The sequence below is a fragment of the Serratia liquefaciens genome, assembly GCF_027594825.1.
Taxonomy (GTDB): domain Bacteria; phylum Pseudomonadota; class Gammaproteobacteria; order Enterobacterales; family Enterobacteriaceae; genus Serratia; species Serratia liquefaciens_A.
In genome coordinates, this window is the sequence record NZ_CP088930.1 from 932,586 (window position 1) to 956,359 (window position 23,774).

The 23,774-nt window shown below is 55.2% G+C and carries 23 protein-coding genes; 13 read left to right on the forward strand and 10 right to left on the reverse strand.

All coding sequences use genetic code 11. The features are described 5' to 3' along the window. Positions 1–66: 66 nt before the first annotated feature. Complete coding sequence (locus tag LQ945_RS04245) at positions 67–396, reverse strand: metalloregulator ArsR/SmtB family transcription factor (RefSeq protein WP_270102331.1); 330 nt, start codon at positions 394–396, stop codon at positions 67–69. A 252-nt stretch (positions 397–648) separates the two neighbouring features. On the opposite strand from LQ945_RS04245, the gene LQ945_RS04250 reads away from it, so the two are divergent. Beyond that, entirely contained in the window at positions 649–828 is a 180-nt protein-coding gene (locus LQ945_RS04250; RefSeq protein ID WP_020827564.1) for a hypothetical protein, read from the forward strand. Between the two features lie 80 nt (positions 829–908). Here LQ945_RS04250 and LQ945_RS04255 read toward each other — a convergent pair whose 3' ends face one another. Continuing rightward, entirely contained in the window at positions 909–1,826 is a 918-nt protein-coding gene (locus LQ945_RS04255; RefSeq protein ID WP_262240709.1) for a LysR family transcriptional regulator, read from the reverse strand. A gap of 100 nt (positions 1,827–1,926) precedes the next feature. Here LQ945_RS04255 and LQ945_RS04260 point away from each other — a divergent pair, with 100 nt between their 5' ends. The 4 genes from LQ945_RS04260 (at position 1,927) to LQ945_RS04275 (ending at position 4,345) form a co-directional block, all read left to right on the forward strand. Continuing rightward, a complete protein-coding gene (locus LQ945_RS04260) occupies positions 1,927–2,388 on the forward strand; it encodes a DMT family transporter (RefSeq protein ID WP_270102955.1) in 462 nt (153 codons plus the stop codon). Positions 2,389–2,393: 5 nt separating this feature from the next. Then, on the forward strand, positions 2,394–2,858 hold the full coding sequence (locus LQ945_RS04265; protein WP_270102332.1) for a DMT family transporter: 465 nt from the start codon (positions 2,394–2,396) through the stop codon (positions 2,856–2,858). 114 nt (positions 2,859–2,972) lie between these two features. After that, a complete protein-coding gene (locus LQ945_RS04270; RefSeq protein WP_262240707.1) occupies positions 2,973–3,569 on the forward strand; it encodes a SatD family protein in 597 nt (198 codons plus the stop codon). A 2-nt stretch (positions 3,570–3,571) separates the two neighbouring features. Next, positions 3,572–4,345: a DUF3307 domain-containing protein gene (locus LQ945_RS04275; protein ID WP_270102333.1), complete on the forward strand. Its 774-nt coding sequence runs from the start codon at positions 3,572–3,574 to the stop codon at positions 4,343–4,345. Positions 4,346–4,381: 36 nt separating this feature from the next. Here LQ945_RS04275 and mgtA read toward each other — a convergent pair whose 3' ends face one another. Both mgtA and LQ945_RS04285 read right to left on the reverse strand, forming a co-directional pair. Beyond that, positions 4,382–7,081, reverse strand: coding sequence for a magnesium-translocating P-type ATPase (mgtA, locus tag LQ945_RS04280; RefSeq protein ID WP_044552175.1), 2,700 nt, complete (start codon positions 7,079–7,081; stop codon positions 4,382–4,384). Between the two features lie 199 nt (positions 7,082–7,280). Continuing rightward, on the reverse strand, positions 7,281–7,979 hold the full coding sequence (locus LQ945_RS04285) for an MgtC family protein (RefSeq protein WP_044552178.1): 699 nt from the start codon (positions 7,977–7,979) through the stop codon (positions 7,281–7,283). A 512-nt stretch (positions 7,980–8,491) separates the two neighbouring features. On the opposite strand from LQ945_RS04285, the gene LQ945_RS04290 reads away from it, so the two are divergent. Both LQ945_RS04290 and LQ945_RS04295 read left to right on the forward strand, forming a co-directional pair. Beyond that, a complete protein-coding gene (locus tag LQ945_RS04290) occupies positions 8,492–10,675 on the forward strand; it encodes a glycoside hydrolase (protein ID WP_270102334.1) in 2,184 nt (727 codons plus the stop codon). 63 nt (positions 10,676–10,738) lie between these two features. Beyond that, on the forward strand, positions 10,739–12,124 hold the full coding sequence (locus LQ945_RS04295; RefSeq protein WP_270102335.1) for a CoA transferase: 1,386 nt from the start codon (positions 10,739–10,741) through the stop codon (positions 12,122–12,124). Between the two features lie 2 nt (positions 12,125–12,126). Here LQ945_RS04295 and LQ945_RS04300 read toward each other — a convergent pair whose 3' ends face one another. Next, complete coding sequence (locus LQ945_RS04300; protein ID WP_270102336.1) at positions 12,127–12,999, reverse strand: LysR substrate-binding domain-containing protein; 873 nt, start codon at positions 12,997–12,999, stop codon at positions 12,127–12,129. Positions 13,000–13,099: 100 nt separating this feature from the next. Between LQ945_RS04300 and LQ945_RS04305 the strand changes: the two genes are divergently transcribed. Both LQ945_RS04305 and rcsA read left to right on the forward strand, forming a co-directional pair. After that, positions 13,100–14,515: a pyridoxal phosphate-dependent decarboxylase family protein gene (locus LQ945_RS04305; protein ID WP_270102338.1), complete on the forward strand. Its 1,416-nt coding sequence runs from the start codon at positions 13,100–13,102 to the stop codon at positions 14,513–14,515. Positions 14,516–15,263: 748 nt separating this feature from the next. Beyond that, positions 15,264–15,893, forward strand: coding sequence for a transcriptional regulator RcsA (rcsA, locus tag LQ945_RS04310; protein WP_044552189.1), 630 nt, complete (start codon positions 15,264–15,266; stop codon positions 15,891–15,893). A 232-nt stretch (positions 15,894–16,125) separates the two neighbouring features. On the opposite strand, the gene dsrB is transcribed toward rcsA, so the two are convergent. The 3 genes from dsrB to LQ945_RS04325 form a co-directional block, all read right to left on the reverse strand. Continuing rightward, entirely contained in the window at positions 16,126–16,329 is a 204-nt protein-coding gene (gene dsrB / locus LQ945_RS04315) for a protein DsrB (protein ID WP_269933650.1), read from the reverse strand. A gap of 342 nt (positions 16,330–16,671) precedes the next feature. Further along, a complete protein-coding gene (gene cspE, locus LQ945_RS04320) occupies positions 16,672–16,884 on the reverse strand; it encodes a transcription antiterminator/RNA stability regulator CspE (protein ID WP_004946278.1) in 213 nt (70 codons plus the stop codon). Positions 16,885–17,171: 287 nt separating this feature from the next. Then, complete coding sequence (locus LQ945_RS04325; protein WP_270102339.1) at positions 17,172–18,035, reverse strand: ion transporter; 864 nt, start codon at positions 18,033–18,035, stop codon at positions 17,172–17,174. A 153-nt stretch (positions 18,036–18,188) separates the two neighbouring features. On the opposite strand from LQ945_RS04325, the gene LQ945_RS04330 reads away from it, so the two are divergent. The 3 genes from LQ945_RS04330 to LQ945_RS04340 all read left to right on the forward strand — a co-directional run bounded on the left by LQ945_RS04330 (position 18,189) and on the right by LQ945_RS04340 (position 20,449). Further along, the gene (locus LQ945_RS04330) at positions 18,189–18,557 is read left to right on the forward strand and encodes a hypothetical protein (protein ID WP_262240699.1); all 369 of its coding nucleotides are present in this window, start codon (positions 18,189–18,191) and stop codon (positions 18,555–18,557) included. A 512-nt stretch (positions 18,558–19,069) separates the two neighbouring features. Further along, positions 19,070–19,282: a hypothetical protein gene (locus tag LQ945_RS04335; RefSeq protein ID WP_041415483.1), complete on the forward strand. Its 213-nt coding sequence runs from the start codon at positions 19,070–19,072 to the stop codon at positions 19,280–19,282. 159 nt (positions 19,283–19,441) lie between these two features. Next, positions 19,442–20,449, forward strand: a complete 1,008-nt coding sequence (locus LQ945_RS04340) for an NAD(P)H-quinone oxidoreductase (protein ID WP_044552203.1) — start codon at positions 19,442–19,444, stop codon at positions 20,447–20,449. A gap of 34 nt (positions 20,450–20,483) precedes the next feature. Here the strand turns inward: LQ945_RS04340 and LQ945_RS04345 are convergent, their stop codons facing one another. After that, entirely contained in the window at positions 20,484–21,563 is a 1,080-nt protein-coding gene (locus LQ945_RS04345; protein ID WP_270102340.1) for an endonuclease/exonuclease/phosphatase family protein, read from the reverse strand. Positions 21,564–21,674: 111 nt separating this feature from the next. After that, positions 21,675–22,727: an SDR family oxidoreductase gene (locus tag LQ945_RS04350; protein WP_270102341.1), complete on the reverse strand. Its 1,053-nt coding sequence runs from the start codon at positions 22,725–22,727 to the stop codon at positions 21,675–21,677. Positions 22,728–22,840: 113 nt separating this feature from the next. Here LQ945_RS04350 and LQ945_RS04355 point away from each other — a divergent pair, with 113 nt between their 5' ends. Continuing rightward, positions 22,841–23,773: a LysR family transcriptional regulator gene (locus tag LQ945_RS04355; protein WP_270102342.1), complete on the forward strand. Its 933-nt coding sequence runs from the start codon at positions 22,841–22,843 to the stop codon at positions 23,771–23,773. The last annotated feature ends 1 nt before the right edge of the window (position 23,774 follow it).

Genomic DNA, 23,774 nt, shown 5'->3' on the forward strand with positions numbered 1-23,774 from the left:
ACTCCTTAGTCTCTCACATCAAACATATATGTTATTTCGAATGTATTAGTTTAAATTTTTTTAGCGTTACCGGCAGACAGCCCCTAACGCACGCTGCGCCAGCTCGGTCATCTGCTGTTGCCGGCTAAGGTAAGCCTGTTCGATAATTGCCGCCGCCCAGGCCGGCATATGCGGCGACAGACGGTAGTAAATCCATTTGCCCTCGCGGCGATCGATCAGCAGACCACTTTCACGTAACATCGCGAGGTGACGGGAAATCTTGGGTTGCGATTCCTCCAATACGCTGACCAACTCGCACACGCACAGCTCACCCACCTGGCGCAGCAAAAGCACCAGCGTGAGACGAGTTTCCTCCGACAGATTTTTAAACAGTGCCAGTGGCGTCAGTGATGTCATGGGGATCCTCCTTTTGCGATAACCGTCATGATAAGCCTGAGGGGGATAAATGCCAAGAAACATATATGAATTAGTGAATGTTAAGCGTTATGCCGATTTCGTGGAGGGGTTCACTTTCGCGATGGCCTGGTGAAAAAGCTCACTCAGCCTGAGTTAAGTTTCAGCTATTGATTCCATACGCCAAAGCGACTGTTCATTATGTGCTCTTTCGTTACAATCTCTAGCGTGAAATCCACCGTTTAGAGGGCTCTTATGTACAACTTCTCACGTTATCAGGCAAAAGAACTGGCGCTGGCTTATATGAGCGGCAAAAAACACGACCTGTCACCGCAGGAATTTCTGCAGCAACTGAAAAGCAGCGAAAAATCTTTCGACTATCTGTTGAAGCACGGCAACGAGCAGCCGCGCGAAGTGCTGGTGAAAAGTTTCTGACACCCCGCACCTTAACCTCCCTTCGCCGGTGGCGTACCAATAGGCACGCGTATTCCCGGCCGAATGGCGACGGGGTGTTATCACCGATCTGCGGTATCCCAATAAGGCCGCTCTCCTCCGAGCTGAGCCAGCAGAAAATCGACAAAGGCCGATACCTTAGCCGGTAAGTATTTGCGCTGTGGGTAGACGGCATAAATGGCATGCTCGGGCAGCCGATAGTCCGGCATCAACTCAAGCAGTCGCCCCTGCGCAATATCGTCTCCGACGATAAAAGTCGGCATCTGACAAATCCCCAAACCGGCGATCAACGCTTCACGCAACGCCTCGCTGTTATTCACCTGGTAATTGCCTTTAGGCTGGAAACGTACGGCCCCCGCAGGCCCGTCGAACTGCCATTCGCTTCCACCCCGGAAATAGCTGTAAAACAGACAGTTATGTTTCGTTAACTGGTCCAGGTCCTTCGGTGTTCCACAACGCGCCAGATAAGACGGCGCTGCGCACAAGACGCTGTTGCACGGCGCAATACGCCGGGCTATCAGGCTCGAGTCGGCCAGTTGACCAATGCGGATCGCCAGGTCATAGCCCCCTTCGACCAAATCGACCAGTTGGTCGTCCATCATCATATTGATCTCCACCGCGGGATAAGCGGCCAGGAAACGGGGGATCAAGGGGGCAATATGCAAACGACCAAACACCATAGGTACGCTGATCCTCAGGCAGCCCTGCGGTTGCCCCTGCAAACGGGTGACCGCATCCTCCCCCTCTTGCGCTACGGCGCAGGCATTGCGTGCATAAACAAAATACTGCTCACCGGCCTCGGTCAGGCTCAAACTGCGGGTGGTTCGCTGCAATAATTGCACGCCCAACGAACGTTCCAACTGGGTAATGCGTTTGCTTACTGCCGATTTGGTGATGCCCAGTCGCTCAGCGGCGGCAGAAAAGCTTTCACATTCCACCACCGCCACAAATACCGGGATTGCTGCAAAGCGATCGTTCATTATCCGTCAACTTTTTCTCAACAATAAGTTTCCATTTTAGTGGATTAAGCTTTAAACAAAAACAATATAGGCTGCTCTTCAAATTAATTTTAAAGTTGAAATCCTGATGCGTGAACGTTTTTCCGATCCTCTGCTGGCGCTGGGCGCCGGTGCCCTGTTGGCCTTGATGATTGCCATCAACAGCCTGCTGGCCGGCTATAACTCCCCTTTGCTTGCCTCTTGGCTGGCTCACGGTATAGGTGCCATCACCGCCTGGTTACTGCTGCTTCCGCTGAACCGTCGCTCCCCGCGCCACGCGCCCTCATCGGCCAGGATACCCCGCTGGGCCTATTTGGGTGGTCTGCCCGGCGCCCTGACGGTGGTGCTGGCCGCCATTACGGTCAACAGCCCGCTGGCGCTTTCCGGCAGCCTGGCGCTGATGCTCACCGGTCAGGTTCTGTTCGGCATGCTGGCCGACAGCTGCGGCTGGTTTGGCTCGATTAAACGCCGTCTGAGCCTCAACGATATCGTCGCCACGCTGCTGATCCTCTGCGGCTGCGCTCTGCTCATCTTCCTGAGGTAACGTCCATGTTTACCCTGATATTCCTTGCTCTACTCAACGGCGTCTGTATCGGTCTCAGTCGCGCAATCAACGGTCGCCTGGCGCTGGATCGTGGCGCTTTTCATGCTTCACTTTGCAATCATCTCGTCGGTTTCTTGTTCCTCAGCCTGCTGCTGGTGGCAACCGGCAGCGTCACCGGCGCGACCTTCGTCCAGGCCCCGTGGGGTGCCTATATGGGCGGGATCATTGGTGCGCTGTTTGTCGCGTTGAACAGCTATATCCTGCCGCGTCTCGGCACCCTGCGCGCCGCACTACTGATTATCAGTGGCCAAATGCTGGCAGGGGTCGTTATCGATCGCCTGCGCGACAGCGGCGATCCTATCAGCGCACAGATCTTGGGCGTGGGGCTGATCCTGCTGGGCGTCTATGTGGCCCGAATGGAAAAATCCCTGCTTAAGCTGATCCTTGAGCCTATTCAGCGGCGGAGTTAATTTCGTGCTTAGAGGCGAATATTTATCATATTCGTACACAGATACGAATTATTGACATATTCGCCTTGAGGTGCGAAATTTACCGATAACTCCCGCTTCAGAGCAGAAAAAGAGATGCCAGCACAAGTTAGCGTGATCACCGGCGATCTGGTCAATTCACGGCAATTAGACACCACTCACTACATTACCGGGTTAAGTGCCCTGCTGAGTCAATTGCAACGGGCTAAGCTTATTGAGCGATTCGAGATTTTCCGTGGCGACGCTTTTCAGGCGGTGGCCGAAGCGCAATCCGGTTTGCTGCTGGCGGTGTATATCCGTATTGCGCTTAGAGCGATGGACTCCCGCCATTGGGATGCCCGCATCGCCGTTGGGCTCGGCAGCGACCAGGGGCAAACCGCCGGTTATGGCAGCGCCTTTGTGAATTCTGGCCAGGCCCTGGACGCTTTGATGAAAAATTGCCGACTGGCTCTGAAAAATGACAATGAGCGGACAAATGCCATTGTCAGCGATCTATTGCCGATGTTAGATCATGTGATTAGCCGCCTCTCGCAGACCGAAGCGCAGGTCGTCCAGGCACGTTTCTTCGCCGATACCAGCCAGCAGGTGGCGGAAAAGCTGCAAAAGGCCGCCTCCACCGTTTCTGCCACGCTGAAACGCGCGGCCTACGAGGAAATTATGCGATTTATTCACGCGATTAACAGGATCACCTGAATATGGATTTGAGCTACGCGCCGTTGCTGACCTGGTTGCTGGTGGTTCACCTGCTGGCCGACTTCCCGTTGCAGCCGCGCAGCTGGGTCGAGGATAAGGCTCGTCACCGCGCACGCTCCCGTTTCCTGCTGCTGCATGCCTTACTGCACGGCGTGCTGGCCGCCTGGGCGGTGGCCGGTTTTGCGTTGCTGCATGGCGGGCTCTCTTCCGGTCAGGTGCTGACCGCCCTGCTGGTTGTCGCCATCAGCCACTGGCTGATTGACCTGTTGAAGGTCACGTTATTGACTCGCATCAGTCAAGCGGGCAGTTTTCTGCTCGATCAAGGCCTGCATCTTACGGTGATTGCGCTGCTGTGGCTGTCGCTGACGCCCAATGCCAATGGCCTGCTTAGCGCGCTGGGAGCGGCCATTGCCGGTTGGCAGGCTGGGCTGATTGCGGTGACGTATTTGGTGATTTATATGCCGATGGGCGTGCTTATCGGCCAGCTTTTGGCTCACTGGGCACCGCAGATGCCTCCCTCAGCCAAAACCGATAACGACTCGTTATTGCGTGCGGGCAAACAAATCGGCTATCTGGAAAGAACGCTGATCCTGACCTTTGTGCTGATCGGCCAAATCCCGGCGGTCGGTTTTTTGCTGGCGGCCAAGTCAATCTTTCGCTTTGGCGATTTGCGCCAGAGCGATGACAAAATGCGTACCGAGTATGTGCTACTGGGTACGCTGTTTTCCTTTACGCTGACCATCATGCTGGGTCTGCTGGTGAAAAAAATGCTGTAGAGGCGGATAATATTTCGCCCCTACAGCCGGCACTGATTACAACCACTCACCGAAGCGGCGAATATAGAAGCGTTTCATCAGCTGCGCCACCACGCAGTAGCTGACCAAGGTACCTGCCAGCCACGGGAAGTATTCCCACGGCAGCGGCTGCAACCCGACCAGTGCGCCCAGCGGCGAGAACGGCAGGTAGATACCCAGCCCCATCACCAGCGCCGTGGTCAGCAACACCGGCAGCGCGGCGGTGCTCTGAATGAACGGGATCTTCTGGGTACGCAGCATGTGAACCACCAGGGTTTGCGAAAGCAAGCCTTCAATAAACCAACCTGACTGGAACAAGGCCTGATGCTCCACGCTGTTGGCGGCGAAAACAAACCACATCAGCGCATAGGTGGTGATATCGAAGATGGACGACGTAGGCCCAATCCACAGCATAAAGCGGCCGATGTTTTTCGCATCCCACTTGCGCGGCTTGCGCAGGAACTCTTTGTCCATCTTGTCCCACGGCAGCGACAGCTGAGAAATATCGTACATCAGGTTCTGGATCAGCAAGTGAATAGCCAGCATCGGCAAGAACGGAATAAAGGCGCTGGCTACCAGCACCGAAAACACGTTGCCGAAGTTGGAGCTGGCGGTCATGTTCAGGTACTTGATGATATTGCCGAAAGTTTCCCGTCCCTTGATCACCCCTTCTTCCAGCACCATCAGATTTTTTTCCAGCAAAATGATGTCTGCCGACTCTTTGGCGATGTCCGTGCCGGTGTCGACCGAAATGCCCACGTCGGCATCGCGCAGCGCCGGCGCATCGTTAATGCCATCGCCGAGGAAACCGACGGTATGGCCATTCGCCTGCAGCATTTTCAACACCCGCGACTTCTGCAGCGGCGTCAATTTGGTGAAGACCGTGCGCTGTTCCACTTCTCGCGCCAGCGTGGCGTCGTCCATCAGCTCAATTTGCGGGCCGGAAAGCGGCTCCCCCGGCTCCAGGCCAACATCGCGGCAGATTTTGCAGGTGATCACCGGGTTATCACCGGTCAAAACCTTCACCGCCACGCCGTTTTCCTGCAGGGCGGCGATCGCTTCCTGTGCGCTTTCCTTCGGTGGATCAAGGAAGGTCAGTACGCCCTGGATCACCATATCGCGTTCATCGATAATACTCAGCGGCAGAGCATTTTTCTGTTCGCCCAGATCCCGCGTTGCCAGTACCAGCACGCGGAATCCTTCTTCGTTATATTGAGCGGCAAGCGCCTGCAACGCCTCACGCCGAGCCTGATCCAGCGGTAAAATCTGCTGCCCGTCGCGCACATGGGTCGCAATTTCGAGCATTTCCTCCACCGCCCCTTTGCAAATCAGGCGCTGTTGGCCATTTTCATCTGCCACCACGATAGATAAACGGCGGCGTATAAAATCAAAGGGCAGCTCATCGACCTTGCTGAAGCGGCCTAATGCCTCGATGCCCGGCTTGCCGCGACCAAAACGGATCACCGCCTGGTCCATCAGGTTTTTCATTCCGCTCTGGTGGAAGCTGTTCAGCCAGGCCAGGTGCAGCACTTCATTGTCTTTGGTCCCGCTGGCGTCCAGGTGGTGCTCAAGGATGATGCGATCCTGCGTCAGGGTGCCGGTTTTGTCGGTGCACAACACGTCCATCGCGCCAAAGTTCTGAATGGCGTTCAAACGCTTGACCACCACTTTGCGCCGCGACATGGCGATAGCGCCCTTCGCCAGGTTGGAACTGACGATCATCGGCAGCATTTCTGGCGTCAACCCTACCGCCACCGCCAGGGCAAACAGAGCGGCTTCGCTCCAGTCGCCTTTGGTGAACCCGTTGATCAACAACACAATGGGCACCATCACCAACATAAAGCGGATCAGCAGCCAGCTGACGCTGTTCACCCCGCGATCAAAGGCGGTTTGTGAACGGGTGCCGACAATCGACTTCGCCAGCGAGCCGAAATAGGTGCGTCCTCCGGTTGCCACCACCACCGCCGTGGCCGTCCCACTGGCGACGTTGGTACCCATCAGGCAGATGTTCGACAGCTCCAGCAGCGCATGTTCGCTGGAGACTTCGTCCTCACTCGATTTTTGGCTGACGTTGCCCATAACGTCGTATTTCTCAATCGGGATCGCCTCGCCGGTCAGAATGGCCTGGCTGATAAACAGATCGCGCGACGCCAGCAGACGAACGTCCGCCGGTACCATATCCCCGGCAGAGAGCTGAATAATATCGCCCGGCACCAGTTCGCGGATCGGGACTTCCAGCGTCAGCGGATGTGCGCTGTAGCTGCTGCGGCGCATCACCGTTGCGGTAGTACGCACCATCGACTTCAGCGTTTCCGCCGCCTTGTTGGTGCGGTATTCCTGCCAGAAGCGCAGCAGCCCGCTGAGTGACACCATCACCAGAATGATGATGACACCGGTGAGATCGGTTTCTTCACCGCGCCGGGCAGGCAGCCAGTAATCGGTAAAGAAACTGATCGCAGCCAGCACCATCAGTACATAGATAAACGGGTTATTAAAGGCGCTGAACAACTGCACCAACGCGTGCGGAGCCTTCTCATGTGCAACCTGATTAATACCAAACTGCGTCAGGCGTTCATCAACATCGTCCTGGGTTAACCCATTACGGTTACATTTTAAATTTGCCAGCGTCTGGTCAACGCTGTTTTTCGCCTCTTGCGCGATGGCGTATGGCGTCGATTTTTTATCCCGACGACGTACGGTTTCATTAATATAAGTCATAATGCAATTCTCTTATCTTACTCTGCGCACAGGGATACCCCGCCTGATTAACAGGTGAATAAGCACAGAATGGAATTTATTTAATTGACGTGATTAACGCGAATTATTGCCGCGTCGTTCACGTTGAATATTTAAACTTTCGGGGTCACCGTCCATGACGCCTCCTTATCACTGAATGCAGTGAAACATTAATGACTTATTAGACAGGCAATTCAGAAGCAATACGCCAACGCACAGCACTGACGCTTTTTTCCAGACTGACGCGGCAGACAATACCTTCAATCTCTTTTTGCACCGAAGGGTTCGCGGTTATTTCCGCACAAACTTCCAGCTGGCCGGGAATGGCAATATCGGCACTGCGCAAGGATTGTAATCTTAATGCCACGCCGTTGAGCGCCTGTAATATCAGGGTGCGGACCAGTATTTCATCCTGCTCGCCACAGGTGACCTGAATGCGGTAGCACACCTCCAGATCGGTCGCCTGCTGTTGCGGTTGCAGATTGATGCGTTGCGCCGCCTCGCGCAGCAGAATATTGGCGCACAGGATCACCAGCGTCGCCAGCACCGCGTTCCAATACTGCCCGAGGCCGCACAGCACACCGATTGCGGCAGAGCACCAGAGTGTGGCCGCCGTATTAAGACCGCGGATATTCAGGCCTTCACGCATGATCACGCCGGCGCCCAAAAAACCGATGCCAGAGACAATCTGTGCGGCAACCCGACCGGCGCTGGAAGGGTCGGTCGACATGGAGCTGAGGATAAATACCGCCGCCCCGGTCGCCACCAGTGCATTAGTACGCAGGCCGGCCATACGCTGGCGCCATTGCCGTTCTGCGCCAATAACGGCGCCCAGACTCATCGCCAGTAATAAATTTAAAACAAAAGGAGTCATAGCCATGACTTTCCCCTTTAATAACCACAGGAGATAAGATCATGTGCTTTTTAGCACACGCGAAATCGCGCCGATAATAAATCAGCGATTGAGCGTATAAGTGCCTGGAGGGAATAGGCTGTGGCTGCAAATAACCATAATTACGTCCAAATCAATTCACCCGATGCCATTTGGCCTCAGGAACAACAGTCAGATTCGGGTTTGCACAGCTCGGAATACCAGAGAGGGGTGCTGCCCGCCGTTTTCGGCAAGCAACAAATCAGAAGAGGATTGGTCAGCTTGCCTTATTTATATCACTGCAACTAAAACTGTCCAATTGTGTTTCCTCTTTGAAATTTTGGCTGAGTATAGTGACGCAAGGTGACGATGTAAAGGCGAATTTATTAAACGGAAATTAAACTCAATAACCCCAATATTTGATGAGTCACGCGATTATACCTTATTGGCATTGGGCAATTGGCTAATTACCGATAAGCTTGAGCTTCAACAGGACAATCATCCTCAAGGACACGCATTCAATGAACACGCTTCGCCTTTCCATCAGCCTCGCCCTGCTTGCCGGTTTTCCCGCCCAGGCCCTGCTCTTGCAACAGGGCGAGGCCCGTTTCGATATAGACCCGGCCACGCTGCAAATCGTCGCGGGAAAAAACCAGGTTAACCAGGCACTGGCTGAGCAAACCGTGGCTGAACTGCAAAGCACATCGACGCAGGCAACCTGGCAATGGCCCGGCAGTGCCATGCAGGTTACCGCCAGATTGGAAGGGAGCGATCTGCGTTTGAGTTTCAGCAGCAAGCGGGCACAAACGCTGAATTGGTTCAGGCTGCCGCCGCAGGCAACCACCCTGCTGCTGCCGATTGGCGAAGGGAGCCGCATCCCGCTGGACAATCCCGTCTGGCGGAATTATCTGGTCAAGGAAATGACGCCGCTGGATACCAACTGGGATCTGAAACTGCCGCTGTGGAGCCAGCAACAGCAAGGCAAGGTCTACAGTTGGTTACTGCTAACGCCATTCAGCAACCAGGTGACCTTCACCGACGCAGGAAAGGGACTCGCGATGAGCAGCAGCCATGAGTTCAACCGCTTTAATCAGCAGCAGGCTTTCGAAGTGCTGCTGCACGTAGGAGACACGCCGCTGTCCGGCGCGCGCCGTTATCGTGAATACCTGCAACAGAGCGGTCAATTCAGCAGCCTGCGAGATAAAATCCACATCGCGCCGGAAGGTGAAAAACTGATTGGTGCTACGCACATTTACCTGTGGGGCGACAAACTGCTGTCGGCGAACGACGTGAAAAATTGGCCGGGTCTGTTGGCCTGGCTTACCACCCCCAAAGGCGAGCTTGTGTGGCAGAAAATGGATGCCGATAGCCAAAAAACCGTGCGCACGCTGGCGGGAAAAACGCCGCAGGGCTGGCAACAGCAAACGCTGATTGATGCCCTTAATCAAGCGCTGGTGACACTGACGCCGCTCAAGGCAACGCCGGATGACGCCGACTTTTTACCGGCGCAACGTCAACAGGCCGCGGAGATCCGAGCCTTGGCACAACGCCAACTTGGGCCCTATCTGAATCCGCCGGACAGTTGGGGACAGGGGCTGGCAAAACCCTTGGTCGAGGCGCTGCAGCAGGCCGGTCTGCCGCGCCTGTGGTTGGGTACCGACAACTGGACCGCCGAGTTCCTGCACCCGCAGGCGGTAGAAAGCGCCAAAAAAGCGGGATACCTGATCGCCAGCTACGATTCTTACGACACCGCCATTCCACGTGGGGTCAATGACAGCTGGTTAACCGCCCAACTGCCGACGTCCCTGCGTGAAAAGTGCGCTATCGTGCGTGCCGACGGCAGTAAAAAACCCGGCTTCGGCAAACAAGGCTACTACCTGAATCCAGGCTGCGTGCTGCCTTACTCTCAGCAGCGCATGGCCGAACTGGTGCGACTGGCCGGGCTGAACAGCCTGTTCCTCGACGTTGACGGCACCGGAATGGTCTCTGACGATTATCAGCCCAACCACCCGACCGGTGCCGAGCAAATGGCGCAGGCTCGCAATGCGCGGCTGGCCTGGTTCAGCAATACCCTTCGGCTGCCGCTAGGCTCCGAAGATGGCAATGCGGTGACCGCGCGTCACATCATGTTTGCCCACGGCATGGAAACCTGGGGATTCGGCTGGGGGGATAAGCAGATGAATCAGGATAAGTCCTCTCCTTATTACCTTGGCGCCTGGTGGCCCAATGCCCAACCGGCCTTCTTTTTCAGCCCGGCCAAGGTGAAGGAACCCTACCGCACGGTGGAATTCGATCCGCGCTATCGCCTGCCCATGTATCAGGCGGTGTTCCACGACGCGGTGATCAGCAGCCACCACTGGAACTATGACAACCTGAAATTCAGCGATGTCAAAACCACCCGCAGCCTGCTGAGCCAGCTCTACAATACCGCGCCGATGTTCCATCTCAGCCGTACCACGCTGCAGGCGCGTCTGCCGCAGATCAAACAGGCCGACGCCACCTTCCGTCCGCTGCATCAGGCCCTGTGGGATAAAGCGCTGATCGATTTCCGCTGGCTGGACAATGCCGGGTGGGTACAGCAAACCACCTTCAGCGACGGCACCACGCTGACCGCCAATTTTGGCGAGCAGCCGTTCGACGGCATAACCGCCCGGAGTCTGCGTGCCAAACTGGCGGACGGTCGCACCCTGAACGTTACGCCATAGCAACACCGACCGGGGTGAACTACGCTAGGTTCAGTCCCCTGACCGTCACCGCTGGAGTTGATAATGGATAGCCTTACACAAACGCTGCTCGCAGAGATCGGGCAAAGCTTTGGTCACGACGCCTTTTCGGCGGGTTCGCTGACGGTCAGCGGTGAAGGTGTGCTGAGCAGCGCATTCCCGGTCAGCGAATTAGCGACCGCCTGCTGGGCCGCCGCCGGGCTGGCCTGTGCCGGGCTGCTGCAACAGCATCACGGCGCAGCACCGCAGGTGTTTGTCGATCGTCGGTTGGCATCCTTGTGGTTCGGCTGGACGTTACGCCCTCTGGGTTGGTCATTGCCCGCGGCCTGGGATCGGTTAGCGGGTGATTACGCCACCTGCGATGGCTGGATCCGTCTGCATACCAATGCAGCGCATCACCGTAAAGCCGTAAAGCAAGTGCTCGGTCCGCATCAGGATAAAAGTGGGCTGGCGCCAAAGGTGCTGACATGGAAAAAAAACGATCTGGAGCAGGCGGTGATAGAGGCCGGAGGCTGTGCGGCACAAATGCTTTCTGTCGAAGCGTGGCGGCAGCATACCCAAGGTAAAAGCGTTGCCCTGGAACCGCTGATCCATCAGACGCAACTTCAGGAAGCTCCGCCGCCAGGATGGGCCGTGCCCAACGCCAGACCGCTGCACGGCGTACGGGTACTGGATCTGACGCGGATTATCGCCGGCCCGGTAGCCACCCGTTTTCTCGCCGGTTTGGGAGCGGACGTATTACGTATCGATCCTTACGGCTGGGACGAACCGGCCGTTGAGCATGAAGTAATGCTCGGCAAGCGCAGTGCACGATTGAACCTGACCAACGCCCACGATCGCCACACCTTTGAACATCTGCTGAAAAACGCCGATGTTATCGTGCACGGTTATCGCGCCGGGGCCTTGGAAAAACTGGGTTATGGCGCGGAACAACGACAGGCTTTATCACCGGGATTGATCGACGTTTGCCTGAATGCCTACGGCTGGAGCGGCCCGTGGCGTGGGCGGCGTGGTTTCGACAGTCTGGTACAGATGAGTTGTGGTCTGGCAGATGCGGGCATGGCGTGGAAAGGCACCACCCAACCCGTACCCTTGCCGGTACAGGCGCTGGACCACGCCACCGGCTACCTGATGGCCACGGCGGTGCTGCAAGGTATGCGCCAACGTCTGCAAAATGGCACCGGCTACAGCGCCCGACTGTCGCTGGCCAGGACGGCACAGCTGCTGCTGCGTCATCCTTACCCGCCACAACATTCGGGAGAGCCACTGGCCCCGCCGGTCTACGCAGATGAGAACCCGGAAACCGAACTGACCTGCTGGGGCCCGGCGCAGCGGCTTAACCCCGCGTTACGGCTCAATGGCACCGCGCTACTTTGGGCACTGCCGGCCACCCCGCTTGGCCGCTCGCAACCGGCCTGGCTGCGACGCTGAACTCAGGCCAATTGACGCTGCAACCAGTGTAACAAGGCTTCAACCGCCGGCGTCAGCCCGGAGCTTTGCGGCCAAACCAGATAAAAATCCACCGGATCGAGTCGCCTGGCCGCTGCCAACGCCACCAGTCGGCCGTCGGTCAGCGCATCGCTCACCAGCAGTTTTTTCACCAGCGCGATGCCAAACCCCTGTTCGGCCGCGCGGATCAACAAGCCCGCATCATTAAACGACGCTAGAGGCCTGCCATACTCCCTCTGCTGATGCGCCAAAAACCAACTGTGCCATGGCGTAACATCATGCTCCAGCAACGGCATGCCCGGCGTGCCACCGTCGAAGGCCGCCTGCCATTGGTGCGCCAACGCAGGGGTTGCCACCGGTACTACCTCTCCCGTGGCAATAAGTTGCGCCTGCATATCCGCCCATTGCCCATTGCCGAGACGAATAGCCGCATCAAACCCTTTGCGCGTCAGATCCTGCACCGCCAGCGAGGCATCGATATCCAGCGTAATATCGGCGCAGGCCGAGTGAAAAGACGACAGCCGCGACATTAACCAGTAATGAGCGAAAGAAGGCAAGACGCTGATACGCAGGATCTGACTTTGCGCAACGCGCCTGACCCGCCCGATCCCCTGTTGTAATGCCTCCAGCGTCGGTTCGGCCACCGCCAACAGCTCGCGCCCGGCAGCGTTCAGACGCAGCCCCCGGCCCTGTCGTTCAAACAACGGACAGCCCATCGCCTGTTCAAGCTGCTGAATCTGTTGGCTCACGGCTCCGTGGGTAAGGTGCACCTGCTGGGCGGTGGCGCGCAGATTCTCCAGCCTGGCGGCAATCACAAAGGTCGGCAGGAAGTGCAATGGAAATCGCTCGCTGAACATTGGTTAACCCTGCTATCCAAAAAGGGTATTTTTCATCGATTTTCCCGTCAAAGTAAAGGGTCTAGGGTGTCCCTATTGCCCCTTACATCCGGAGTTATCGATGCACCCAGGTTTACAGCAAGATCTTGACCAGTTTCCACAGATCCTCGAGCACACCCGTCAGTTGGCCGAAGCGTTTCTTGCCGGCGTACAACAACGCCCGGTTTGCCCTCCCTTAAGTGCGCAGCAACTTCAGCCGGGTGACGACCAACTGACCGAGGACGGCAAAGGTGCGATCGCGGCGCTGGACCACTTCTGGCAGCGCTATGCCGAGGGGATCTCCGCCAGCGCCGGGCCACGTTACTTTGGCTTTGTCACCGGGGGAGCAACGCCAGCAGCACTGGCAGCGGATTGGCTGGTTAGCGCTATCGACCAAAATAGTCAATTGAGCCACGATACCGTTGCCGCCGCGATTGAATTGGCGACGGTGACCCAGCTAAGAAGCTTGTTAGGGCTGCCGGAAACCTTCAATGGCAGTTTTGTCAGCGGGGCGACCATGGCCAACTTTGTCGGTATCGCCATCGGTCGTCAATGGCTCGGCCAGCAACGCGGCATCGACGTCGCCGAACAGGGACTGCCTGCGTTGGGCTCCCTGCAGGTCTTGTCGGCGAATGCGCACGCCAGCAGCGTAAAAGCGCTCAGCATGCTGGGGATCGGTCGCGATTCGTTGAAAATTATCGACAGCCTGCCAGACTCCGAAGCTATAGATCCGGCGGCGCTTGAACGGCATCTGGCTACCAGTGGCGGTATACCTACCCTTGTCCTCGCCAGTGCCGGTACGGTGAATACCGTGGCCTTCGATGACCTTCAGCGCCTGCTGGCGTTACGGGAGCGTTACCCATTCTGGCTGCATGTCGACGCGGCCTTTGGCGGCGTAGCGGCCTGTTCACCGCGCTATGCGTCACGTCTGGCCGGATGGGAGCAGGCGGATTCCATCACCGTTGATGCGCATAAGTGGTTGAACGTCCCTTATGACAGCGCCATTCAATTCAGCCGTCACCTGCCATTGCAGATGCAGGTGTTTCAAAACCATTCGGCCTATCTGGAAGCCCCCACCTTACGGCCGGACAACTATCTGCATCTGACCCCTGAAAACTCGCGGCGTTTCCGGGCACTTCCTTTATGGATGGCGCTGAAAGCCTATGGGCACAGCGGCATGCGGGATATGGTGGAGCGAAACGTTCAACTGGCGCAGCTATTGGGCACAGAGTTGGCGGCCAGCGAAGGCTTTCATCTGCTGGCACCGGTCAATTTAAACGTGGTGTGCTTTGCTCTGAAAGACAATAAAGGCGATGCCGTTGCAGCACGCGACCGTTTTATCGCCCGCCTCGATCGGCACGGTATCGTACGCTGTACTCCTACCCAGTATCATGGGCAGCCAGGGATACGCGCAGCCCTGGTCAATTGGATGACGCAGGAAAGCGATATTTATTTAGCATTGGAATCGATGCGTTATTGTTTGCCAGAGCCTTGCTGATAGGGAAAAATCAAGGGTGTTTCCTGCATGGGGCGCTCTATTATTACGGTCGCCGCCCTGCGGCCGTAAACCTTTATCAATAATTGAAAATTTACAGCCCAGCTACGGAAAGAAAATAGTTCAGTAAAACCAATTAATCACTCACTGACATTTTTCACATTTGTTGGAATAGCACGAATGGTCACACCAACTCGTTGTTATATCGTCAGTTTTTTTAACAAAAAAACGCAAAAATGTTAACCCTATGTGATTATTGATTATCGCAAGTGATACAAAATGTAAGAATTATCATTATCAAAAACAAGAGAACAACATATAACATTATGATAATATTATTAAAAATAAAATCATACAAATCAGAGGGTATTCCTGAAGCTCAATAAACAAGCTAAAAAATGTTAAAAAAACAACACATGAATTTTTTTTAAGAATTTTCCTAGCAATCTAAAATTTCGTTTCGTGACATGATGGGTTGAATCAATGATAAAAAGAGCAGCAGGCACGCGGTTCAAGCACAAATTGGCGTTACCCCACAGCAATTCCTGCGCCAGCAGATTATTCTGACTTAAGCTAAACTTATAGGTTCACAGTGTTAATTAGTTTAGTAATAAAATATCGTTGAGTACAGCCGTGTTTATTGATAGAACACTGCTTCTAAGTGAATTTTTTGTGCTTTTTTTTTGCCTTTAAGGCTTCAGGCTTTTTCTTTTTGTTACCGCGGTAAAACGGATTTAAGTGGGGGTGAGATATGCCAACGATCATTATGGATTCATGCAGCTATACCAGATTAGGTTTGACAGACTACCTGACAACACACGGAGTAAAAAAACGCCAGATTAATGCCATCAATGATATCGACGATCTGCATGAAAAATGCAGCAAGTTGAAACCCAGCCTGGTATTTATCAATGAAGACTGCTTTATACACGAAGCTAACGCTACGGAACGTATAAAGGGGGTGATTTCACTGCACCCTGACACCTTATTCTTCATCTTTATGGCCATCACCAACGTACATTTCGACGATTATTTATATGTTCGTAAAAATGTCATCATCTCGTCAAAATCCATCAAACCAGAGACTATGAATCAACTACTTAGTCACTATCTGGAGAGAAAAGCGCCTCGTACCGAAAAAACCTCGTTTGACCAGACTCCGGTTACCCTTAGCCAAACTGAGTCAAACATGTTGCGTATGTGGATGTCGGGCCAGGGAACTATCCAGATCTCCGACCAGATGCAAATTAAGGCCAAAACCGTCTCTTCCCATAAGGGAAATATCAAAAGAAAAATTAAAACGCACAACAAGCAGATTATTTACCATGTTGTTCGTTTAACCGACACCTTAACCAGTGGGATATTCGTCAATAGCCGCTAGGTAAAAGGTTTGTCGCTTACTCTGCAAACGTTGGTTTTAAATGTCTTTCAGAGTGTCCTGCTGGAAACCAAGCATTTAAATAACCTAAATACCTGCTCGCGACGATGCTCTCGGCCGCGACGGGTATTCCCGCATTAAAAAACAGAGTATTCGACCCCCTCCGGAATAATTCCCCGACGGAAGTCTTGCAGATTAAATTAATGCGTCAGAGAAGTATTGGCCCGGCATAAGGCTATGACTTGGGCTCCGTCTGACGAAGCTCAACAAAAGTGCCATCACGGCTGTCAATTTCGTTGAAGAACCAGACGCCGGCAGGATAGTCCGGCAAAGAGACCAGATACATAATCCCTTCATTAAACTCTTCTACCGCCAGGATCACCCCTTCACGCCGCTGTATGCCATCCGTCTTTACGGTGACCAGATCGTTCACTTTCATGCCGTACCCCATCCTATGTCATTAATGTCAGTGTATTACAAAATGAGGTGAGAAAAATACCGCGCCGACAGGGAATTCGCCCCCCAGCTATGCAGTTCTCACTAAAGCGTAGCAGTCGACCAGCCCCTCAGCTTTTCACTTTCTTAACGTTTTGTCCGCAGAATCTTAAGCGCACAACGGTTAGTCTGTTTGCTGGTACTTCCCCCCAGAGAAGTATCCGCAAATGAAGAAGTAACAAGGAACTTTTGCCCGCTGACTTGCGGGCTTTTTTTTGCCTGCGCCAAATTACAGGCACAAAAAAACCCGCCTTGGCGGGTTTTTGTTAATCAGCAAAAGAGCCGATTAGATAGCGGTAACGTTAGCCGCTGACGGACCTTTAGCACCGTTCTCGATAGAGAACTGTACGTTCTGGCCTTCAGCCAGGGTCTTGAAGCCTTGATCCTGGATAGCAGAGAAGTGTACGAACACGTCTTTGCTGCCGTCTGCTGGAGTGATGAAACCAAAACCTTTAGACTCGTTGAACCACTTCACTTGACCTTTGATCATGTTAGACATGTCTAATTCCTTCAATATTAAATGTAAGCCACCATGGGCAAGATATAGCCGGTCATCAGTTACTTATGGAGGCACTAGAAAGGAAATTCGTCAGTGAAGTGCTATCTAGGATAACGCTTTAAATTTGAACTACTTTACTCAAAATGTCGTGCATAAATAGGTCTGTACCACAGGCCGAGAAGCATTAACTCATGATGGGACTTTAATAGCAACTCTTTTTGTTTGCCCCTCTGTGGAAACGGGGCCAAATGCACAGGATTTAACCCAATTCGCTTATTTTTTAGTCATTAATGGCCGGTTTTACCTGTCAAAGGCGGTAATCGGCTACCGCAATACTGACAAAAAATTGCCTCTTTCTCATGGCCACCTCTTTGACATTGTTCACAATTTCGCCTTTCACGACTTCGTTGCAACTCTTGCGACATGTAGGCCGTCAGAATGCCGGTCGGCACCGCGATGATTGAATAGCCCACCAGGATTAATACTGAGGTCAATAACCGGCCCAACGGAGTATGGGGGACGATATCACCGTAACCCACGGTGGTCAGCGTCACCACCGCCCAATAGATCGCGGCCGCCAGGCTGGTAAAGCCCCCACTGCCCCCCTCAATCGCATACATCAGGCCGCCAAACACGCACAACACCACGGCGACAAAGCCAAAGAACATCGCCAATTTGTGACGCGCCAGCTTGATGCTGCGCCAAATCATGCCCATCTCGCTCATGTAACGCAGCAATTTCAGCACCCGCAATACCCGCAGTATCCTCAGGACGCGCAGCAGCATCACGAATTCCACCGTCATATGCGGGAACAACCAGATGATGTACAGCGGCAGTACCGTCAACAAATCGACAATACCGAAAAAGCTCAGGGCATAGTGCTGTTCACGCGGCGTACTCCACAGGCGCAACAGATACTCGAGAGTAAAAATGAAGGTAAACACCACCTCCGCCCAGAAGAACAGATAAATGGCCTGCCGACCGGGCGCGTACAGGGCACTACCCCCCGGTTCGAGGAACAACAAAATCACGCTCAGCAGCGCGGTACCAACCCAAAAGGTCTCCATCCTGCGGCCGATGCGCGAATGGTTGTCGAACAGCAGCCGATAGCTGCGCTGGCGTAAACTGAGCGTCGCAGTGTCAGTGGTCATAGTCCAATGTCTTATAACGGGAAGTTGCTCATATACTAGACCTGAACCTGAACGCCGCCAACTCTGGCGACGGCCCTCAGAGGCTACAAATGATAGTAATTCTCGTCTGGCTGTTTTATAGTTGCGCAGCGTAACTATAAAGGGAGATTGACCATGCTTAGAGGGCATACGCTGGCAGCATTTTGCTGCACCACATTGTTGATATTGAGCGCCTCAGCCCAGGCGCTGGATCTTTCCTACAAGGCACCTGAGCCCAGCATCAAACCCGCGCCCGAACCTAAAGCCGCACTTGGCCCCGCGCCAAAGATCGCCAAGGCGCCGGTAGTTTGGTCAGAATCAGAAGATAAAGCCGGTTTCCGTGTTGATCTGGAATGTGACCATCCCGGCTGCAGCCGCCCGCGCGACAAATCCTATTCGGCGCTTAACGGCCCCGTGAAAAAAACCGATCGCCGTCGCCAATCCGATCCCTACTCTACCAATGAGGATCCGGACTACCGCGTGAGCATGGGTTATCAGTGGTAACCGCGCTTTAAGAGTTATCCCTATATCTGCGCCAGCGCGCACTTCATACAATGGCTTCCTGTTCACCACTCCTCCTGGTGCTGGACACAACAAGCTGTGTTGCAATTTTTTATGCGCCTCCCTATAGGCGCTTTTTTTATGTCTGAATATCCGTCCGTTACCCCCTTACAGAATGGTCTCATTGCGGCATAACGTGATAACTGTCACAAATAGCCGCTCTCAAGCCACGCTTTATCGGAGGTTGGCCAGATGGCGACTGAATATTTATCTTTGCTGGCAGTGTTGGCTGGCATCGCAGGTTTCGCACTGTATAAACACTTTAAATCACAGAAGAAAAGTACTCTGCTGCGTCCGCACGATCGTTGACGCCAAGGTGGCCTGAGGCACGGCATCGGCGCTGTGCCTCAGGCCACAAAACTGCGCCCTGTCATTTTTTTATCACAAAATTGTCACAATCCAGCCATATCATGGTCGGCGATTATCCGCACTGGCTCAACACCAAGGATTTCGTTATGACCACCATGATTAAAGCAACAAACCACCAGGAAGCCGAAAAGCTGATCCGCTACGGTACGGCGAAAAAAATCGAACTGGCCTACGACATCGACAGCGATGATTTTTTCCAGCTTGCCAGCCTGTGGTGTGATAGAGGTGCCAAAATCTCCAAAGGGAAAGAGCACTTTATCGTCTCGCTAAAAGGTTTTCGCATCCCGCCAAATGACTGATGTTATGCCGCCCTCGCGGCGGCGCCCCCCCCTTCCCCGAAAAAATCGCCCTGTGAGCTACACTCTCTCCTTAGCATTTCAGTAATATAAATCATCAATTACGGCAGGTGGTTACCTACATGGGTCACTGCGCCTGAATGCCAACCGAGGAGAATCGTCATGTCTGCCAACCCGCAACTGCCCAGCACCATGAAAGCCATTGAGATCAGCCAGCCCGGCGAACCGGAAGTTTTGGTTGTCGCACAACGGCCGCTGCCGTCCCTGCAGCAAGGGGAGATCCTGGTGAAGGTCGCCGCCGCCGGGGTTAACCGCCCTGACGTATTGCAGCGCCGCGGCCAATACGCACCGCCTCCCGGCGCATCGGATATCCCGGGTCTGGAAATCGCCGGGGTGGTGGTCGCCACCGGCGTCGGCGTGCAAAAGTATGCCGTTGGCGACAGCGTGTGCGCCCTGATTGCCGGTGGCGGCTATGCCGAATACTGCAAGGTGCATGAAAGCAATGCGCTGCCGGTGCCCAAAGGGTTTAGCCTGGTCGAGGCCGCGGCCATCCCCGAAACCTTCTTTACCGTTTGGGTCAATGTGTTCCAGCGCGGCAACCTGAAGGCCGGCGAAACCGTTTTGATCCACGGCGGCACTTCCGGCATTGGTACCGTCGCCACCCTGTTGGCGAAAGCCTTCTGCGCCCATGTGATCACCACCGTTGGCTCGGAGGAAAAGCGTCAGGCCAGCCTGGCCCTGGGGGCCGATGTGTCGATCAACTACCGCGACGAGGATTTTGTCGAGCAGACCCGACACGCCACTAACGGCAAAGGGGCGGACGTGATTGTCGATTTGATCGCCGGCGACTATGTGGCGAAAAACTACCAGGCGGCAGCGATGGATGGCCGCATTGTGCAAATCGGCACTCAGAATGGCGTGGTGAAGGAGCTAAACCTGATGCCGCTGCTGATCAAACGTCTGACCCATACCGGTTCCACGCTGCGTTCGCGAAGCGTTGAAGACAAAGCGGGTATTGCCGCCGATTTGCTGCAAAAGGTTTGGCCATTGCTGGATCGTGGCGCGTTAAAACCGCAGATCTTCAAAACCTACCCGCTGGAGCAAGCGGCCGCAGCCCATGCGTTGATGGAGTCGAGCCAGCACATCGGCAAGATCATGCTGACCCTCTAAGCTAAGCCCCGCAGCCGACGCTGCGGGGACTGTTTCAACTGCCTGGCGTATGTACGTCTTCCGGCGTTGAGTCGGTATTGTCTAGCTTTTCCTGCGCCAGCGCCTCATCTTCACCGTCTTTATCCAGGCTTTCCTGCTGCGCCCCCTGCTTCGGCGAGTACACCAGTTCCACCATAATAGGGAAGTGATCCGAACCGACGTTGGTCAGCCGACGCAGCGATCCGAGCACGAAGTCATCGCTGTGAAACACGTGATCCAATGGCCAACGCAGGAACGGGTAACCGGCATGAAAGGTGCTGAACATGCCACGGCCGCGACGAGGATCCAACAGACCGCTGACTTTAAGGAACAAGCGGGTGGTGGTCGACCAGGCCACATCATTCAGATCGCCGGTCACAATCACCGGGAATTCCGATTTGGCTGCGCTTTTACCAACCATCACCAGCTCGGCATCGCGGTCTTCCGATTCCTCGTTTTCGGTAGGGCTCGGCGGCATCGGGTGAACGCAGTGCAGGCGCACCTGCGGCCCGTGCGGCAAATGCACCATCATGTGCATCGACGGGATCTGTTCATCGACCAAATACTGTATCTGCGCATCGCTGAGCTTCAGCCGTGAATAGACGTGCATGCCGTACAGATTATCCAGTGGGCATTTCAACGTATGGGGATAGTCCTGCTCCAGCACCGAGAGCTGCTGTTCCCACCAGCGGTCGGTTTCCACCGCCACCAGCACGTCGGGACGTTCGGTCGCCACCAGCGCCAGCAGCTTATCCGCCTGACGATTGGGCGTTAACACATTGGACACCAGAATGCGGATACGCGGCTTTTTTTGATAGCCGGTAAAGTCCAGCACCTGCGGTTTGCTCAGCCGGGTATAGGGGTAAATCCAGACGGCCTGGTAAAGCACACAGACCAGGTTCAGCGCCATCATGCCCCACATCCAAGGCGACAGCGGCACAAACAGCAGGTTAAGCAACAGCACCAGGAGCGAAAGCGCCAGTATCTGCAGGCGGGGAAAATCCCACACCCGAATCCACCAGGCTGCATGCTTTGAAAGTGGCGCAATGGTCACCAGCGCCAGCAAAAGCGTCAGTATGGCGGTAATCCCTGTCACGTTTATTTCCTCATTCTCATCGGCCTGGCCTGTCGGGGTGACGGCCTCTTGGCTGCCGTATCCGGCGGCAGCCAAAGATTGCCATAAAAAACCTATCCCCCGCCAGCGGGCTTAAGGAATAATCTTGCGACGGCGAAACTCGTCAAACAGTGCGAACAGCATCGCTTCGGTGTCGACAAACTGATGAAAGCCAAAGCGGCGCGCCTTGCTGCCGTCGGCAAACATGTCGTAATCCCACGAGAAAACAAAGTCGGCGAAGCGCCAGCTCGCCACCGCGCGGTAATCCGCCTCGGTCAAACCATGCTGCTGCGCCAGCGCCTGCCACAACTCGCTTTTGTCTGCCATCACCGACGTCAACGGCATGGGCAGCGGCGGTGCCACCTCCAGCCCAAAGTAGTCGGCAATTTTCGGCCACATCTCACTCCAGCGAAACAGATCGCCATTGTTGATATTAAACGCCTGATTGGCCGCCGCCGGATCTGTCGCGGCCCAGAGCGTAGCACGCGCCAGCAGACCCGCGTCGGTCATTTCCAGCAGGCTGTGATAAGCCCCCGGTTTACCGGGAAATCGCAGCGGCAGTCCCAAAGACTTGCTGATGGAGGCGTAGACCGCGATAGTCAGGGCCAGGTTCATCGGATTGCCGAGCGAGAAGCCCCCCACCACGCTGGGCCGGATCGCGCTCCAGCGCCAAGTTTTGCCCTGTTGGCGTTTTTCAAGATAGCTCTGCTGCTCAAGGTTGAATTCCGGCGGCATGTGCCCGGCATCGCTTTCCCGCGCGGGCGTTTTGAACGGCCCCAGATGGGCGCCGTAAACTTTATAGCCCTGCATCAGGCTGATGTGCTCCAGCCTGTGCGCTACCGGCTCCAGCGCTTCCACCACATGGGCCAGCATCGCCAGATTGGGGGCAACCAACCCCGCCCAGTCCGGCGCGTCCTGATAGGCGGCATAGAAAATATGGCTGACCTCGGTCAACGGGCGCAAGACGCTGCGCGTCGCCTGAGCATCCAACAGATCGACCGCCAAATAGCGCACTTGCGGCCGGTCGACGCCCCCGCGTCGTGACAGGCCAACCACCCGCCAACCTTGCCGTTCCAGTTCTTCAATCAGCTTGCCGCCAATCACTCCGTTAGCCCCGACTACCACCGCCTGTTTTTCATTTTGCATAGGTCACTCCGCTCACTTTTGTTTGAGGCCTTCACTGTGAGTGATTAGCAAAGCTTGCGGTAGAGGCGTACTGTTACTAACACTTATAAGTAAAACCTATAACTGGAGGGCTGATGGACAAGCTGAACGCCATGCAGACTTTCGTGCGGGTCGCAGAACTGGGTAGCCTCTCGGCAGCCGCCCGCGATCTGGGCCTGACGCAGCCGGCCGTCAGCCAGCAGATTGCCGGTCTGGAACAACAACTGGGCGCGCAGCTGCTGTTTCGCAGTACCCGCTCCGTCACGCTGACCGACGCCGGCGGGGGTTATTATCGGCAAATCAAACCGATTCTGGCGGCAGTGGGCGAAGCTGAGGAAGCGCTGCACGGCATGCATCAGCGGCTGCAAGGTCCCTTGCGCATTCATGCCCCGACAGGCTTCGGTCAACAGCACCTGACACCGCTGGCGATAGCTTTTCAGCAACAGCATCCGGAATTGAATATCGAACTGTTGCTCGACGATCGCCGGGCAGACGTGATCGGTGAAGGTATCGACGTGGCGATCCGTTTTGGCGAACTGAATACGCCGGGCACGGTTGCGCGCCGGTTGGGGGAGTTACAGCGTATTTTAGTGGCTTCCCCGGCCTATCTGGCGGCGCAGGGCGAACCGCAAACTCCCGCAGAGCTGGCGAAGCATCCGCATATCCGCTACAGCGGCTTGAGCGACGGCGATGCGCTGACCTTAATTGGCCCTCAGGGTGCCGAGGTAGTGAACCTGCGCCCGGTCTTTCGCGCCAACAATACCTTTTCGCTGCTGGCGGCCATCGAAGCAGGATTGGGTATTGGCGGAGCACAGCGTCCGTTGATTGGTCGGCAACTGGCCAACGGCAGCCTGGTCCCGGTGTTACCGGCCTGGCATTATCCGCCGATGGCGCTGCATGCGGTTTACCCCGCTGCGCGGTTTATTCCCGGCAAAGTGCGGGCCTGGGTAGATTATTTGCTGGCGGCGTTGGGGAATATTGAGGGGATCAGGGTGAACAAAGCCCCCGACAAGGCGCCGGGGGCATAAA